This window comes from Streptomyces sp. NPDC044061 (assembly GCF_056434305.1).
Genome location: NZ_JBWKFL010000009.1, coordinates 306525 through 320665, shown reverse-complemented (window position 1 = coordinate 320665; position 14141 = coordinate 306525). Strand labels below are relative to the sequence as shown.

12 protein-coding genes, 1 rRNA gene and 1 riboswitch are annotated in these 14141 nt (G+C 69.5%); of the genes, 12 read left to right on the top strand and 1 reads right to left on the bottom strand.

Translation table 11 applies throughout. The annotated features are described in order from the left end of the window. From rrf to AC07CM_RS17565, 11 genes are all read left to right on the top strand, one after another. Window positions 1-105 (top strand): 5S ribosomal RNA (gene rrf / locus AC07CM_RS17615); the annotation flags it as partial. A gap of 110 nt (window positions 106-215) precedes the next feature. Further along, window positions 216-824 carry a cardiolipin synthase ClsA gene (gene clsA / locus AC07CM_RS17610; RefSeq protein ID WP_478877283.1) on the top strand — a complete coding sequence of 203 codons (609 nt, stop codon included), beginning with the start codon at window positions 216-218 and terminating at the stop codon, window positions 822-824. A gap of 113 nt (window positions 825-937) precedes the next feature. After that, window positions 938-3433 carry a sugar phosphate nucleotidyltransferase gene (locus AC07CM_RS17605; protein WP_478877282.1) on the top strand — a complete coding sequence of 832 codons (2496 nt, stop codon included), beginning with the start codon at window positions 938-940 and terminating at the stop codon, window positions 3431-3433. Window positions 3434-3565: 132 nt separating this feature from the next. Further along, window positions 3566-4519: a DUF881 domain-containing protein gene (locus tag AC07CM_RS17600; protein ID WP_478877281.1), complete on the top strand. Its 954-nt coding sequence runs from the start codon at window positions 3566-3568 to the stop codon at window positions 4517-4519. Beyond that, on the top strand, window positions 4516-4848 hold the full coding sequence (locus AC07CM_RS17595; protein WP_003988855.1) for a small basic family protein: 333 nt from the start codon (window positions 4516-4518) through the stop codon (window positions 4846-4848). Before AC07CM_RS17600 ends, AC07CM_RS17595 begins: the two co-directional genes overlap by 4 nt. 5 nt (window positions 4849-4853) lie before the next feature. Continuing rightward, window positions 4854-5690 carry a DUF881 domain-containing protein gene (locus AC07CM_RS17590; RefSeq protein WP_478877280.1) on the top strand — a complete coding sequence of 279 codons (837 nt, stop codon included), beginning with the start codon at window positions 4854-4856 and terminating at the stop codon, window positions 5688-5690. Between the two features lie 190 nt (window positions 5691-5880). Then, on the top strand, window positions 5881-6711 hold the full coding sequence (locus AC07CM_RS17585) for an FHA domain-containing protein (protein WP_478877279.1): 831 nt from the start codon (window positions 5881-5883) through the stop codon (window positions 6709-6711). A gap of 39 nt (window positions 6712-6750) precedes the next feature. After that, window positions 6751-7488 carry a transcriptional regulator FtsR gene (gene ftsR, locus AC07CM_RS17580; protein WP_478877278.1) on the top strand — a complete coding sequence of 246 codons (738 nt, stop codon included), beginning with the start codon at window positions 6751-6753 and terminating at the stop codon, window positions 7486-7488. Between the two features lie 80 nt (window positions 7489-7568). Beyond that, window positions 7569-8042, top strand: coding sequence for a bifunctional nuclease family protein (locus AC07CM_RS17575; protein ID WP_026253112.1), 474 nt, complete (start codon window positions 7569-7571; stop codon window positions 8040-8042). A 261-nt stretch (window positions 8043-8303) separates the two neighbouring features. After that, window positions 8304-8987, top strand: coding sequence for a MerR family transcriptional regulator (locus tag AC07CM_RS17570; protein ID WP_478877277.1), 684 nt, complete (start codon window positions 8304-8306; stop codon window positions 8985-8987). Between the two features lie 120 nt (window positions 8988-9107). Next, window positions 9108-10562 carry a DNA polymerase IV gene (locus tag AC07CM_RS17565; protein ID WP_478877276.1) on the top strand — a complete coding sequence of 485 codons (1455 nt, stop codon included), beginning with the start codon at window positions 9108-9110 and terminating at the stop codon, window positions 10560-10562. Here the strand turns inward: AC07CM_RS17565 and AC07CM_RS17560 are convergent. After that, the gene (locus AC07CM_RS17560) at window positions 10484-10855 is read right to left on the bottom strand and encodes a PRC-barrel domain-containing protein (protein WP_478877275.1); all 372 of its coding nucleotides are present in this window, start codon (window positions 10853-10855) and stop codon (window positions 10484-10486) included. The genes AC07CM_RS17565 and AC07CM_RS17560 overlap by 79 nt on opposite strands. 119 nt (window positions 10856-10974) lie before the next feature. Beyond that, a riboswitch (glycine riboswitch) is annotated at window positions 10975-11069 on the top strand. Between the two features lie 174 nt (window positions 11070-11243). Between AC07CM_RS17560 and gcvP the strand changes: the two genes are divergently transcribed. Then, the gene (gene gcvP, locus AC07CM_RS17555; protein ID WP_478877274.1) at window positions 11244-14129 is read left to right on the top strand and encodes an aminomethyl-transferring glycine dehydrogenase; all 2886 of its coding nucleotides are present in this window, start codon (window positions 11244-11246) and stop codon (window positions 14127-14129) included. Window positions 14130-14141 lie beyond the last annotated feature (12 nt).

Here is a 14141-nt window from a genome sequence, read left to right as displayed (position 1 = left end):
AGCGTGAGGGAAACGCCCGGTTACATTCCGAACCCGGAAGCTAAGCCTCACAGCGCCGATGGTACTGCAGGGGGGACCCTGTGGGAGAGTAGGACACCGCCGAACTCCTTTTGCAGCTCCGGCTCTTGGGTACACCGCCCAGGGGCCGGAGCTTTTTTGCGTTGAGGTAGGGTCAGGGGGCATCGTTGGCTCGTTTTCGCACAGGAGGCCCCCGGGTGGAGGTCCAGGAGACCCGTGTCCAGACAGACCGGGTCCTCACCATCCCCAACATCCTCAGCATGGCGCGGCTCGTCGGCGTACCGCTCTTCCTGTGGTTGATCCTCAGGCCCGAGTTCGGCGGTCCCAAGAGCGATGGCTGGGCTCTCCTCGTGCTGGCTTTCAGCGGGATCAGTGACTATCTGGACGGCAAGCTCGCCCGGCGCTGGAATCAGGTGAGCAGCCTCGGCCGGCTCCTCGACCCCGCGGCCGACCGGCTGTACGTCCTTTCCACGCTCGTGGGGCTCACCTGGCGCGAGATCCTCCCGGTCTGGCTGACCGCCCTCCTGCTGGCGAGAGAGCTGATGCTGCTGGTGATGGTGGGCATCCTCAGGCGCCATGGCTATCCGCCGCCGCAGGTGAACTTCCTCGGGAAGGCGGCCACCTTCAACCTGATGTATGCCTTCCCGCTCCTGCTGCTCAGCGACGGAAACGGATGGATCGCGTCACTGGCCGCCGTTTTCGGATGGGCGTTCGCAGGATGGGGTACAACCCTCTATTGGTGGGCAGGAGTGCTCTACGTGGTACAAGTCCGCCGCCTGGTCCGCGCGGATGCCACGGCCGATTGAGCTCGTTGATTGTCCGGACATAGTGGCCCGATGGCCCGCTGACGAAAACTGCGGGACAATCTGGACGGGTGAAGTCGGCTAGACCGTCGTCTCTTTAGGAGGACGCTTCCGACATGAAGGCCGTCGTGATGGCCGGTGGCGAAGGCACTCGCCTTCGCCCTATGACCTCCAGCATGCCCAAGCCGCTCCTTCCCGTGGCGAACCGCCCGATCATGGAGCACGTGCTTCGGCTGCTCAAAAGGCATGGGCTCAACGAGACCGTAGTCACCGTGCAGTTCCTGGCATCGCTCGTCAAGAACTACTTCGGCGACGGCGAAGAGCTCGGAATGGAGCTCACATATGCCAATGAGGAGAAGCCACTCGGTACCGCCGGAAGCGTCAAGAACGCCGAAGAGGCGTTGAAGGACGATGCTTTCCTCGTCATCTCCGGTGATGCCCTGACCGACTTCGACCTCACCGACCTGATCAATTTCCACAAGGAGAAGGGCGCACTGGTCACCGTTTGTCTGACCCGGGTGCCCAATCCGCTGGAGTTCGGCATCACCATCGTCGACGAGGAAGGCAAGGTCGAGCGTTTCCTCGAGAAACCGACCTGGGGGCAGGTCTTCTCCGACACGGTGAACACCGGCATCTACGTCATGGAGCCCGAGGTCTTCGACTACGTCGAAGCCGATGTGCCCGTCGACTGGTCCGGTGATGTCTTCCCGCAGCTCATGAAGGAAGGCAAGCCCGTCTACGGCTATGTCGCCGAGGGCTACTGGGAGGACGTCGGCACCCACGAGAGCTACGTCAAGGCCCAGGCCGACGTCCTCGAGGGCAAGGTCAACGTCGAGATCGACGGCTTCGAGATCTCCCCGGGCGTCTGGGTGGCCGAGGGCGCCGATGTGCACCCCGACGCTGTGCTCCGCGGGCCTCTCTACATCGGCGACTACGCCAAGGTGGAGGCCGGTGCGGAAATCCGCGAACACACCGTCGTCGGCTCCAACGTCGTCGTCAAGAGCGGTGCCTTCCTGCACAAGGCCGTGGTGCACGACAACGTCTATGTCGGCCAGCACAGCAATCTGCGCGGCTGCGTCGTCGGCAAGAACACCGACATCATGCGGGCCGCCCGGATCGAGGACGGCGCGGTCATCGGTGACGAGTGCCTGATCGGTGAAGAATCGATCGTTCAGGGCAACGTGCGGGTCTACCCGTTCAAGACCATCGAGGCGGGCGCCTTCGTCAACACCTCGGTCATCTGGGAGTCCAGAGGGCAGGCGCAACTGTTCGGTGCCCGTGGCGTGACCGGCATCCTGAACGTGGAGATCACGCCCGAGCTTGCCGTGAGGCTCGCGGGCGCCTACGCGACCATGCTGAAGAAGGGCTCCACGGTCACCACGGCCCGTGACCACTCCCGAGGCGCGCGTGCGCTCAAGCGGGCGGTGATCTCGGCGCTCCAGGCCAGCGCCATCGACGTACGGGACCTGGAGAACGTGCCGCTTCCGGTGGCGCGCCAGCAGACCGCGCGGGGCAGTGCCGGCGGCATCATGATCCGGACCTCGCCCGGTGTGCCGGACTCCGTGGACATCATGTTCTTCGACGGGCAGGGCGCGGACCTGTCACAGGGCGGCCAGCGCAAGCTGGACCGGGTGTTCGCGCGGCAGGAGTACCGCCGGGCGTTCCCCGGCGAGATCGGTGACCTGTACTTCCCGGCTAGCGTCTTCGACTCCTACACCGGCTCGCTGCTGCGGAACGTCGACACGACCGGGATAGCGGAATCGGGTCTGAAGGTCGTCGTGGACGCCTCCAACGGCAGCGCCGGGCTCGTGCTGCCGAGCCTGCTCGGCAAGCTCGGCGTGGACTCGCTGACGATCAACCCCGGTCTCGACGAGTCCAGGCCCACGGAGACCGCTGAGGTGCGGCGCGGTGGGCTGGTCCGCCTCGGCGAGATCGTGGCGTCGTCCAGGGCCGCGTTCGGCGTCCGGTTCGACCCCGTCGGCGAGCGGCTGTCGCTGGTGGACGAGAAGGGCCGGATCATCGAGGACGACCGGGCCCTGCTGGTGATGCTGGACCTGGTGGCGGCCGAGCGTCGCAGCGGACGAGTGGCGCTGCCGGTGACCACGACCCGGATCGCCGAGCAGGTGGCCGCGTATCACGGCACGCAGGTCGAGTGGACGACGACGTCTCCCGACGACCTCACGCGCGTGGGACGCGAAGAGGGCACCATCTTCGGCGGCGACGGCATGGGCGGGTTCATCGTTCCCGAGTTCAGCGGTGTCTATGACGGCACCGCGGCCTTCGTACGGCTGATCGGCCTGGTGGCGCGCACCCAGCTCACGCTGAGCCAGATCGACGCGCGGATTCCGCGGGCACACGTCCTCAAGCGCGACCTGGCGACCCCGTGGGCCGTCAAGGGGCTGGTGATGCGGCGTGTCGTCGAGGCCGCCGGCGATCGCTTTGTCGACACGACGGACGGTGTGCGGGTCGTGGAGACCGACGGGCGCTGGGTGATGGTGCTTCCCGACCCGGCCGAAGCCGTCACCCACCTGTGGGCCGAAGGGCCCGACGACGCCTCCGCGCAGGCTCTCCTGGACGAGTGGTCGGCCGTGGTGGACAGCGCCGGGCGTTAGAACCTGCAGCCCCGGACGGCGCCCCGGACGGCAAAAGGCGCTGCACGCGTGCGTGCCGGACAAGTGTCCCCAAGGGGGCCTGTCCGGCACGCCGGAGGGGCCGTTCGGAGGTACTGGTCGCGACATGCGACGATGTGCGGCATGCCGCAGCAATCCCCCGTTCGGAGCAGCCCCCCGCGGCCGCAGCGTCCGGACGCCTCCATGTCGTTGATCACCAACGTCATGGACCACAGCCTGGACGACGGGTATGCCGAGGCCGCCGCCCGGAGGCAGTCCGCGGGCGAGGGTGGGCTGCCGAAGACCCTCAGGGCGAAGCTGGGCCTGGCGGCGGGACTGGTTCTCGCGGCGCTGGTCGTGACCGTGGGCGCGGCTCAGGCGCGCGTGGCGGCGCCCGTGGTGGCCAAGGAGCGCCAGGAGCTGATCGACCGCATCGACCGGGAGACCGCGGCCGCTGACAAGCTGGAGAGAGACGTCGACAAGCTGCGCGACGACGTCGGCGCGCGCCAGCGGGCGGCACTGAGGCAGAGTGGCGGCAGCGCCGACGCGGACCTGGTGGGCATGCTGTCGGGCGCCACGGCGGTGCACGGCCCCGGGGTGAGGCTCGTGGTGAACGACGCCAAGGAAGCCAGCAGCGGCGGTGAGGGCGCCAATCCGCGCGAGACGTCCGGGTTCTCCGACACCGGGCGGGTCCGCGACCGGGACATGCAGCGGGTGGTCAACGGGCTGTGGGCCTCCGGGGCCGAGGCCGTCTCCATCAACGGGCAGCGGCTGACGGCCCTGTCCGCGGTCAGGGCCGCGGGTGACGCGATACTGGTCGACAACAAGCCGCTGGTGCCGCCCTACACGGTGCTGGCGGTGGGGGACGGGCAGAGGCTGAGCACCGATTTCCAGAACAGTGCGGACGGGCTGTATCTGCATGCTCTGGAGGAGGACTTCGGTATCCGCGCCGCGATCTCCACGGAGAGTGACGTCCGGTTGCCCTCCGCGCCGAGTGTGATCGTACGTACAGCACAGCCGAACCCCGAAAATACCGAGAACCCCGAGAACGCTGAGAACACCGAGAAGACTGAGAAGGGCACATCGTGATCGCCGTACTGGGCCTCGTCGTGGGAGTCGTGGCCGGCTTGTTGGTCCGGCCTGAGGTTCCGGCGGTCGTCGAGCCGTACCTGCCGATCGCCGTCGTGGCGGCGCTGGACGCCGTGTTCGGTGGTCTGAGGGCCATGCTGGACGGCATCTTCGACGACAAGGTCTTCGTGGTGTCGTTCCTGTCGAACGTGGTCGTGGCCGCGCTGATCGTGTTCCTGGGCGACAAGTTGGGTGTGGGCGCGCAGCTGTCCACGGGTGTCGTGGTGGTTCTCGGTATCCGGATCTTCTCCAACGCCGCGGCGATCCGGCGGCACGTCTTCCGGGCGTGAGGATGATGAGCAACCAGGACGAGCAGCCGGAGAACAGGCTGCGCAAGGAACTGCCCGACGAGGTGCCGGCACCGGCCCCCGAGCCCGAGCAGGCCCCGGCGGAGAGCGGCGAGCCGCAGCTCACCGGGCGCCGGCGGCTGGTCGAGGGGCTGTGGCCGCCACGGGTCACGCGGGCCCAACTCATCGTGGCGGTACTGCTGTTCGGCCTCGGTTTCGGGCTGGCCGTGCAGGTGGCGTCGAACAGCGACAGCGACGGCGCGCTGCGCGGCGCCCGTCAGGAAGATCTTGTTCGCATCCTCGATGAACTGGATTCGCGTACTCAGCGTCTTCAGGACGAGAAGCAGGGACTCGACAAGCAGCGGCAGGAACTGCAGAGCAGCTCCGACCAGGCCGCGGAGGCACGCAAGCAGACCGCCGAGAAGGAACGGCAACTCGGCATTCTGGCGGGCACCGTGGCGGCGCAGGGTCCCGGCATCACCGTGACGGTCGAGGACACGAAGGGGACGGTCAAGGCGGACATGCTGCTCGACGCGATCCAGGAGTTGCGCGCGGCCGGCGCTGAGGCGATCCAGGTCAACGGGGTGCGGGTGGTCGCGAACACGTACTTCGCCGACACCGGCAAGGGTGTGAGCGTCGACGGGAACAAGATCAACGCTCCCTATCGTTTCAAGGTCATCGGCAAGTCGCAGGATCTCGAGCCGGCGCTGAACATCCCTGGAGGCGTGGTGCAGACCCTGGAGAAGGAGCAGGCCACGGTGACGGTCGAGCGATCGAGCAAGATCGTCGTGGACGCCTTGCGACAGGCGAAGCAGCCTGACTACGCTCGGTCGTCCTCCCAGTGAACCGGCGGTGCATGGGGGACATCCGGCAGGGGCATGAGGTTGCGGGGGGTCGGCGCACCGAAGGGGTGGTGCGTGATGGAAACTGTCTGGCGGATACGGACGTTGTCAGGATGTCCGGGTCGGCCGGTGTAGGCAATCAGGGTTCGTCCTGCCCCACGGGCGGGTCTGTTTCGGTCAAGGGGAATCGCCCGTGAAGTTGTTTGCGAAGTTGTTCGGCAAGAGCGCACGAGAGGGCAGCGACAACGCGACCGCTCGTCATCGCGCACAGCCTGACGCAGAGGGTCAGCGCCCGCTGTTCCGCGACCAGGTCGCTGGTCCGGGCGGTGACATTTCGGGTGGTCAGGGCGCGGCGTCTGTTGACCCTGCCCAGTCCGGCGGCATAGGTTTCGGGCAACCGTCAACCTCAAGTGCGGGTGGAGGGTTTGCTCCCGACCCGTACGCGTCCAACGCCCCCGCGGGGCAGCCGCGGCAGGAGGATCCGTCCATGTCGGTCCTGGTGTGCACGAGGTGCGGTAACCGCAATGCGGAGAACGCGCGCTTCTGCTCGAACTGCGGCGCGCCGCTGCGGCCCGGTGTCGCGCCGGAGCGCCCGTCCGAGACCACGTCCACGATCTCCATCTCCGGCCTCGAGGCCTACGAGGCCGAGGCGACCGGGCAGACGCCGCTGCCGATGCTCTCGCCCGAGGCGCAGGCCGCGGTCGACGCGCTGCCGGTGGGCTCGGCGCTGCTGGTGGTGCGCCGGGGGCCGAACTCGGGCAGCCGCTTCTTGCTGGACAGCGACCTGACCACGGCGGGCCGGCACCCGCAGAGCGACATCTTCCTGGACGACGTGACGGTCTCCCGCCGCCATGTGGAGTTCCGGCGCTCCGCGGACGGCTCGTTCACGGTGGCAGACGTGGGCAGCCTGAACGGCACGTACGTCAACCGCGAGCGGATCGACCAGGTCGCCCTGTCGAACGGTGACGAGGTACAGATCGGCAAGTACCGGCTGGTCTTCTACGCGAGCCGGCAGGGCATCTGACCCTCCGGACTCCGTCCGGGGGGACTCCAGGGAAGGTCCATGCTTCAAACACCGAGCGGCGGTGCCCGAAGCGGTACCGCCGCCAGGGACAGTGGGCTGATGAGCATCGGCACGGTGCTGAACGTGCTGCGCGACGAGTTCCCCGAAGTCACCATCTCCAAGATCCGCTTCCTGGAGTCGGAGGGCCTCATCGAGCCGCAGCGGACCCCCTCCGGGTACCGCAAGTTCAGTGCCGGGGACGTCGAGCGTCTCGCTCACGTCCTGAGAATGCAGCGGGACCACTATCTGCCGCTCAAGGTGATCCGCGAGCACCTGGACGCCGTGGAGCGGGGCGAGACCGTCCAGCTGCCCGTGGTGGGGCGCCAGCGCACCGGGGAGGACGTACCGGAGCTGCCCGAGCGTCCGGTGGTCGCCCGGATCGGGCGTGCCGAGCTGCTGGCGGCCGCGGACATCGCCGAGGGAGACCTGGCGGAGTGGGAGTCGTACGGGCTCATCGCTCCCCTGGAGGACGGCGTGTACGACGCCGAGGCCGTGACCGTGGCCTCACTCGTCACCGAGCTGGGCCGGTTCGGGATCGAGCCGCGCCACCTGCGGGCGATGAAGGCCGCCGCCGACCGCGAGGCGGGGCTCGTGGAGCAGGTGGTGGCCCCCCTCAAGCGGCATCGCAACCCGCAGACCAGGGTCCACGCCGAGGCCCGTGCGAAGGAGCTGGCGGCGCTCACGGTGAGACTGCACGCCGCGCTGGTGCAGACCGCCCTGGGTGTGCGGCTGCCCTGAGCGGGGGCGCGGGGGCCGGATCGGCCACCTGTTCCCGGCCCGACTACCCAAACGTCCCGAGCACGGCCTAGGGTTGCTGTGTGAACGAGCTCGATGTCGTAGGTGTCCGGGTCGAAATGCCCTCCAACCAACCGATCGTGCTCCTGCGCGAAGTGGGGGGCGACCGTTACCTCCCCATCTGGATCGGGCCGGGGGAGGCGACGGCGATCGCCTTCGCCCAACAGGGCATGGCCCCCGCGCGACCGCTGACCCACGACCTGTTCAAGGACGTGCTGGAGGCCGTCGGCCAGGAGCTGACCGAAGTACGCATCACGGATCTGCGTGAGGGCGTCTTCTACGCGGAGCTGGTCTTCGCGAGCGGGGTCGAGGTGAGCGCCCGTCCCTCCGATGCCATAGCTCTCGCCCTGCGCACCGGAACGCCGATCTACGGCAGTGACACGGTGCTGGACGACGCCGGCATCGCGATTCCGGACGAGCAGGAGGACGAGGTGGAGAAGTTCCGCGAGTTCCTCGACCAGATCTCGCCCGAGGACTTCGGCACCAGCAGCCAGTGAGGCGGGGCCGGGCGGGCGGTCAGCGCGTCCGCCGGACGGCCGGTCACCGGTCTGTCGCGCCCGACGCCATGGCAATTGCCACCGGCCATTGAGAGCGTCCTACGGTCCCTCGCCAGAGCATTCGGCTAGCCTTTCCCCGCGGTGGGGCACGGGAAACCACTCCTAGGGTGATTATCACTCGGCGTGCCGAGTGTGGCGATCGTTGACGCGCCCCTGGTGACTGCCTACCGTCGAGAAGGCAGGTCAAGGACGGAGGTCGGCGTGAGAACGAGCGGCGACGGTACGGCTGGGGGTGCCCCCGGACGAGGTTTCGGGGAGAGCGGTCCGTACCCTCCCACAAGCTCTCAGCCGGGTTCGAGCAGGGGGTACCGCCATCCCGGCGGCGCGGTCGACCACGCTCCGCAGCGACCGACGGCGGTGCCGAACGGCGGAGGGGCGGCGTCCATGGCATCCGAGGAGATCGGCTACCGCGGGCCCACGGCCTGCGCGGCCGCCGGCATCACCTACCGGCAACTCGACTACTGGGCCCGCACCGGCCTCGTCGAGCCGAGCGTGCGGCCCGCCTACGGGTCGGGCACCCAGCGTCTGTACAGCTTCCGGGACGTCGTGGTCCTGAAGATCGTCAAGCGGTTCCTGGACACCGGGGTCTCGCTGCAGAACATCCGCACGGCCGTCGTGCACCTCAGGGAACGCGGTTTCCGCGATCTGGAGCGCATGACCCTCATGAGCGACGGTGCCACGGTGTACGAGTGCACCTCGCCCGACGAGGTCCACGCCCTGCTGCAGGGCGGTCAGGGCATCTTCGGCATCGCGGTCGGCGTGGTCTGGCGGGATGTGGAAAGCGCCCTCTCCCAGCTGCACGGCGAGCGCATCGACACGGGGGAGACGCTGGTCGGGCACAACCCGGCGGACGAGCTGGCGCGGCGGCGCAACCGGGCGGTCTGACCGGGGGCACCGGGCGCGCGGGGCCGCCCGGGCGTCGGCAGCTTCGCCCACCGTCGGCGGCCCAGGCGGCCGGTGCCGTACGCCGGGGCATTGTCAGTGGCGTGGTGCAGCATCGGAGATGTGAGAAACGCGCCCACGATCCTGCATCTCGACATGGATGCCTTCTTCGCCTCGGTGGAGCAGGCGTCCAAGCCGAGCCTGCGCGGGAAGGCCGTCGTCGTGGGCGGGCTCGGACCGCGCGGGGTGGTGGCCACCGCGTCGTACGAGGCACGGGTCTTCGGGGTCCACTCGGCGATGCCGATGGCCCAGGCGCGCCGGCTGGCGCCGAACGCCGCGTACCTCGTACCCCGCTTCGCCCTCTACCGGTCGATCAGCGAGCAGGTGATGGCGCTGCTGCGGGGGCTGTCACCCCTCGTGGAGCCGCTGAGCCTGGACGAGGCGTTCGTGGATCTGGAGGCCGGGGGTACGGCCTGGGACGAGGAGTCGGCGAGGCTGGCCGGGACGAAGCTGCGCACGGACATACGGGCGGTCACGGGGCTCACGGGGTCGGTGGGCCTGGCCGCCTCCAAGATGCTGGCGAAGATCGCCTCCGAGCAGGCCAAGCCCGACGGACTCGTGCTCATCGAGCCCGGGACCGAGCGGGCGCTGCTGGGCCCCATGTCGGTGCGGACCCTGCCCGGGGTGGGTCCGGCCACCGGGGACCATCTGCGGCGGGCGGGGATGACCACGGTCGAGGAACTGGCCGAGGCGGGTGAGGACGAACTCGTACGGCTGCTCGGTAAGGCGCACGGGCACGCGCTGTACGCCATGGCGCTGGCGCGCGACGACCGCCCCGTGGTTGCGGAGCGGGAGACCAAGTCGGTGTCGGTCGAGGACACCTACGACGTGGACATCCACGACCGGCTGCGGGTGGGCCTCGAGGTGCAGCGGCTCGCCGACCGGTGTGTGGGACGGTTGCGCGGTGCCGGGCTGTCGGGGCGGACCATCGTGCTGAAGGTGCGGCGGTACGACTTCTCGACGCTGACCCGCTCCGAGACGCTCCGGGGGCCCACCGACGATCCGGCGGTGGTCCGGGAGGCGGCCGCGCGGCTGCTGGAGTCCGTGGACACCACGGGCGGGGTGCGGCTGCTCGGCGTGGGCGTCTCCGGGCTCGCCGACTACACCCAGGAGGACCTGTTCGCGCAGTCGGCACAGCCGTCGGGGCCGGAGGAGGCGCAGGAGACGGCGGTGGCCGAGGCCGTGCAGGAGCCGCCGGAGCCCGTCGAACGGCAGTGGCGAGCCGGGCAGGACGTGTGGCACGCCGAGTGGGGCCACGGCTGGGTGCAGGGCAGCGGTCTGGGCCGGGTGACCGTGCGCTTCGAGACGCCTCTGTCGGAGCCGGGGCGGGTGCGGACGTTCCGGGTCGAGGATCCCGCGCTGGAGCCGGCCGAGCCGCTGCCGCTGGTTCCGGTGACCGACTCCGCCCGCCCGCCGGTCGGGACGGGCCCGGAGGCGGATCAGGACTCCTCCGTGCCCGCGAGCTTGCCGAAGTCGTGGTCCGGGAAGGCGGGAGGCGGGGCCACGTCCAGGCCGTAGTGGTGATAGAGCTGGAGTTCCTGTTCGGGGGAGAGGTGACGGCCCACGCCGAAGTCGGGGGCGTCCTTGATGAGGGCGCGCTCGAAGGGGACCCGGAGGGCGCCCTCGATCAGCTCGCTCGGCTCCAGCGGGACGAAGGCGTCCCGGGAGAACAGGCCGGTGCGTATGGCCGCCCACTCCGGCACGCCCGTCGCGTCGTCGAGGTACACCTCGTCGATGGTGCCGATCTTGGTGCCATTGCGGTCGAACGCCTTGCGGCCGATCAGGTTGCGCGGATCGATGTCGGTCTGCACGGTCCCTCTCCCTCCACTTGGTCGCAACTCATCCGTAAGCACTACAAAAGAGCACATTCACGGAGGCGGCCACTCGAAGGCTCGGGCGTTGACCTCGCTGGTAGGCTGACAGCGGCTGCTGACCCCGTGCGGGAGAGTCCTCCGATCACCTCGGAGGCGCCGAAGGAGCAAATCCTCCCCGGAATCTCTCAGGCTCACGTACCGCACGGACGAGGTCACTCTGGAAAGCAGGGCGGGTGTCGACGGCTTCCGCTCTCACCGACGGTGAAAGCCGGGACGCTGGGGCGCCCGGTGAAGCTCTCAGGTTGAGATGACAGAGGGGGAGGCCGTCGGGGTATCCGTACCGGGGTGCCCCTCGAAGGTCGCGTCAGACCAGGAGGCCTCCGCAATGACCGCCCATCGCACCCCGCTCTCCGAGCTCGAAGCAGGCATTCCCTTCGAGCAGCGCCACATCGGGCCCGACCAGGAGGCGCGGGCCAAGATGCTCGCGCACGTCGGATACGGCTCCCTCGACGAGCTGACCGCCGCCGCGGTCCCGGATGTGATCAAGAACGCCGACGCCCTGGACCTGCCGGGCGCCCGCACCGAGGCCGAGGTGCTGGCCGAGCTGCGCTCGCTCGCCGACCGCAACCAGGTCCTCGGCTCCATGATCGGGCTCGGCTACTACGGCACCTTCACCCCGCCCGTCATCCTGCGCAACGTCATGGAGAACCCGGCCTGGTACACGGCCTACACGCCGTACCAGCCGGAGATCTCGCAGGGCCGTCTGGAGGCCCTGCTGAACTTCCAGACCATGGTCGCCGAGCTGGCCGGCCTGCCCACCTCCGGCGCCTCCCTGCTGGACGAGGGCACCGCCGCGGCCGAGGCGATGGCGCTGTCCCGGCGCATGGGCAAGAACAAGAAGGGCCTGTTCCTGATCGACGCGGACGCCCTGCCGCAGACCGTCGCCGTCATCGAGACGCGTGCCGAGCCGACCGGCGTGGAGGTGGTCGTCGCCGACCTCAGCGAGGGCATCCCGGCCGACATCGCCGCGCGCGAGATCAACGGCGTGCTGATCCAGTACCCCGGCGCCTCCGGTGCCGTACGCGACATCAAGCCTGTCATCGACCAGGCGCACGAGCTGGGCGCCCTCGTCACCGTCGCCGCCGACCTGCTGGCGCTCGCCCTGCTGACCTCCCCGGGCGAGCTGGGCGCGGACATCGCCGTCGGCACGACCCAGCGCTTCGGTGTGCCGATGGGCTTCGGCGGGCCGCACGCGGGCTACATGGCGGTGCACGAGAAGTTCGCGCGCAGCCTGCCCGGCCGGCTCGTCGGTGTCTCCGTCGACGCCGACGGGCACAAGGCCTACCGCCTCGCCCTGCAGACCCGTGAGCAGCACATCCGCCGCGAGAAGGCCACCAGCAACATCTGCACCGCGCAGGTGCTGCTCGCCGTGATGGCCGGCATGTACGCGGTCTACCACGGCCCCGAGGGCCTCCGGACCATCGCCCGCCGCACCCACCGCTACGCCACGATCCTCGCCGAGGGCCTGAAGGCCGGCGGTGTCGAGATCCTCCACGGCGCCTACTTCGACACGCTGACCGCGCGGGTGCCGGGCAAGGCCGCCGAGGTCGTCGCCGCCGCCCGCGACAACGGCGTCAACCTGCGTCTGGTCGACGCCGACCACGTCTCCGTCGCCTGCGACGAGACCACCAACCGCGCCCAGGTGGGTGCCGTCCTCACCGCCTTCGGCGTGGCGGGCGACATCGAAGCGCTGGACGCGACGGCCGCGGACACCCTGCCCGAGGGTCTGCTCCGCTCCGACGACTACCTCACCCACCCGGTCTTCCAGGAGCACCGCTCCGAGACCGCGATGCTGCGCTACCTGCGCAAGCTGGCCGACCGCGACTACGCGCTCGACCGCGGCATGATCCCGCTGGGCTCCTGCACCATGAAGCTCAACGCGACCACCGAGATGGAGCCGGTCACCTGGCCCGAGTTCGGCCAGCTGCACCCCTTCGCGCCCGCCGAGCAGGCCGGGGGCTACCTCACGCTCATCCACGAGCTGGAGGACCGGCTCGCCGAGGTCACCGGCTACGACAAGGTCTCGCTCCAGCCGAACGCCGGTTCGCAGGGCGAGCTGGCCGGCCTGCTGGCCGTACGCGGCTACCACCGGGCCAACGGTGACGAGCAGCGGACCGTGTGCCTGATCCCGTCCTCAGCGCACGGCACCAACGCCGCCAGCGCCGTGATGGCCGGCATGAAGGTCGTCGTCGTCAAGACCGCCGAGGACGGCGAGATCGACGTCGAGGACCTGCGCGCCAAGATCGAGAAGCACCGCGACGAGCTCTCCGTGCTGATGATCACCTATCCGTCCACGCACGGCGTCTTCGAGGAGCACGTCGCCGACATCTGCGCCCAGGTCCACGAGGCCGGCGGTCAGGTGTACGTCGACGGCGCCAACCTCAACGCGCTGGTCGGCCTCGCCAAGCCGGGCCACTTCGGCGGTGACGTCTCGCACCTGAACCTGCACAAGACCTTCTGCATCCCGCACGGTGGCGGCGGCCCCGGCGTCGGCCCGGTCGGGGTCCGCTCCCACCTGGCGCCCTACCTGCCGAACCACCCGCTGCAGCCGGAGGCCGGCCCCGAGACGGGCGTCGGCCCGATCTCGGCCGCTCCGTGGGGCAGCGCGGGGATCCTGCCGATCTCGTGGGCGTACGTCCGTCTGATGGGCGGCGAGGGCCTGAAGCGGGCCACGCAGGTCGCCGTGCTCTCCGCGAACTACATCGCCAAGCGCCTGGAGCCGCACTACCCGGTGCTCTACACCGGCCCCGGCGGCCTGGTCGCGCACGAGTGCATCATCGACCTGCGCCCGCTGACCAAGGCCACCGGTGTCAGCGTCGACGACGTGGCCAAGCGTCTGATCGACTACGGCTTCCACGCGCCCACGATGTCCTTCCCGGTGGCCGGAACGCTGATGATCGAGCCGACCGAGTCCGAGGACCTGGCCGAGCTCGACCGTTTCTGCGACGCCATGATCGCCATCCGCGCGGAGATCGAGAAGGTCGGAGCCGGCGAGTGGCCCGCGGAGGACAACCCGCTGCGCAACGCCCCGCACACGGCGCGGGCGCTCGGCGGGGAGTGGGAGCACTCCTACAGCCGCGACGAGGCCGTCTTCCCGGCCGGTGTCACGGTCGCCGACAAGTACTGGCCGCCGGTGCGCCGCATCGACCAGGCCTTCGGTGACCGCAACCTGGTCTGCTCCTGCCCGCCGCTGGACGCGTACGAGGACTGAGTGAGCCGCTGA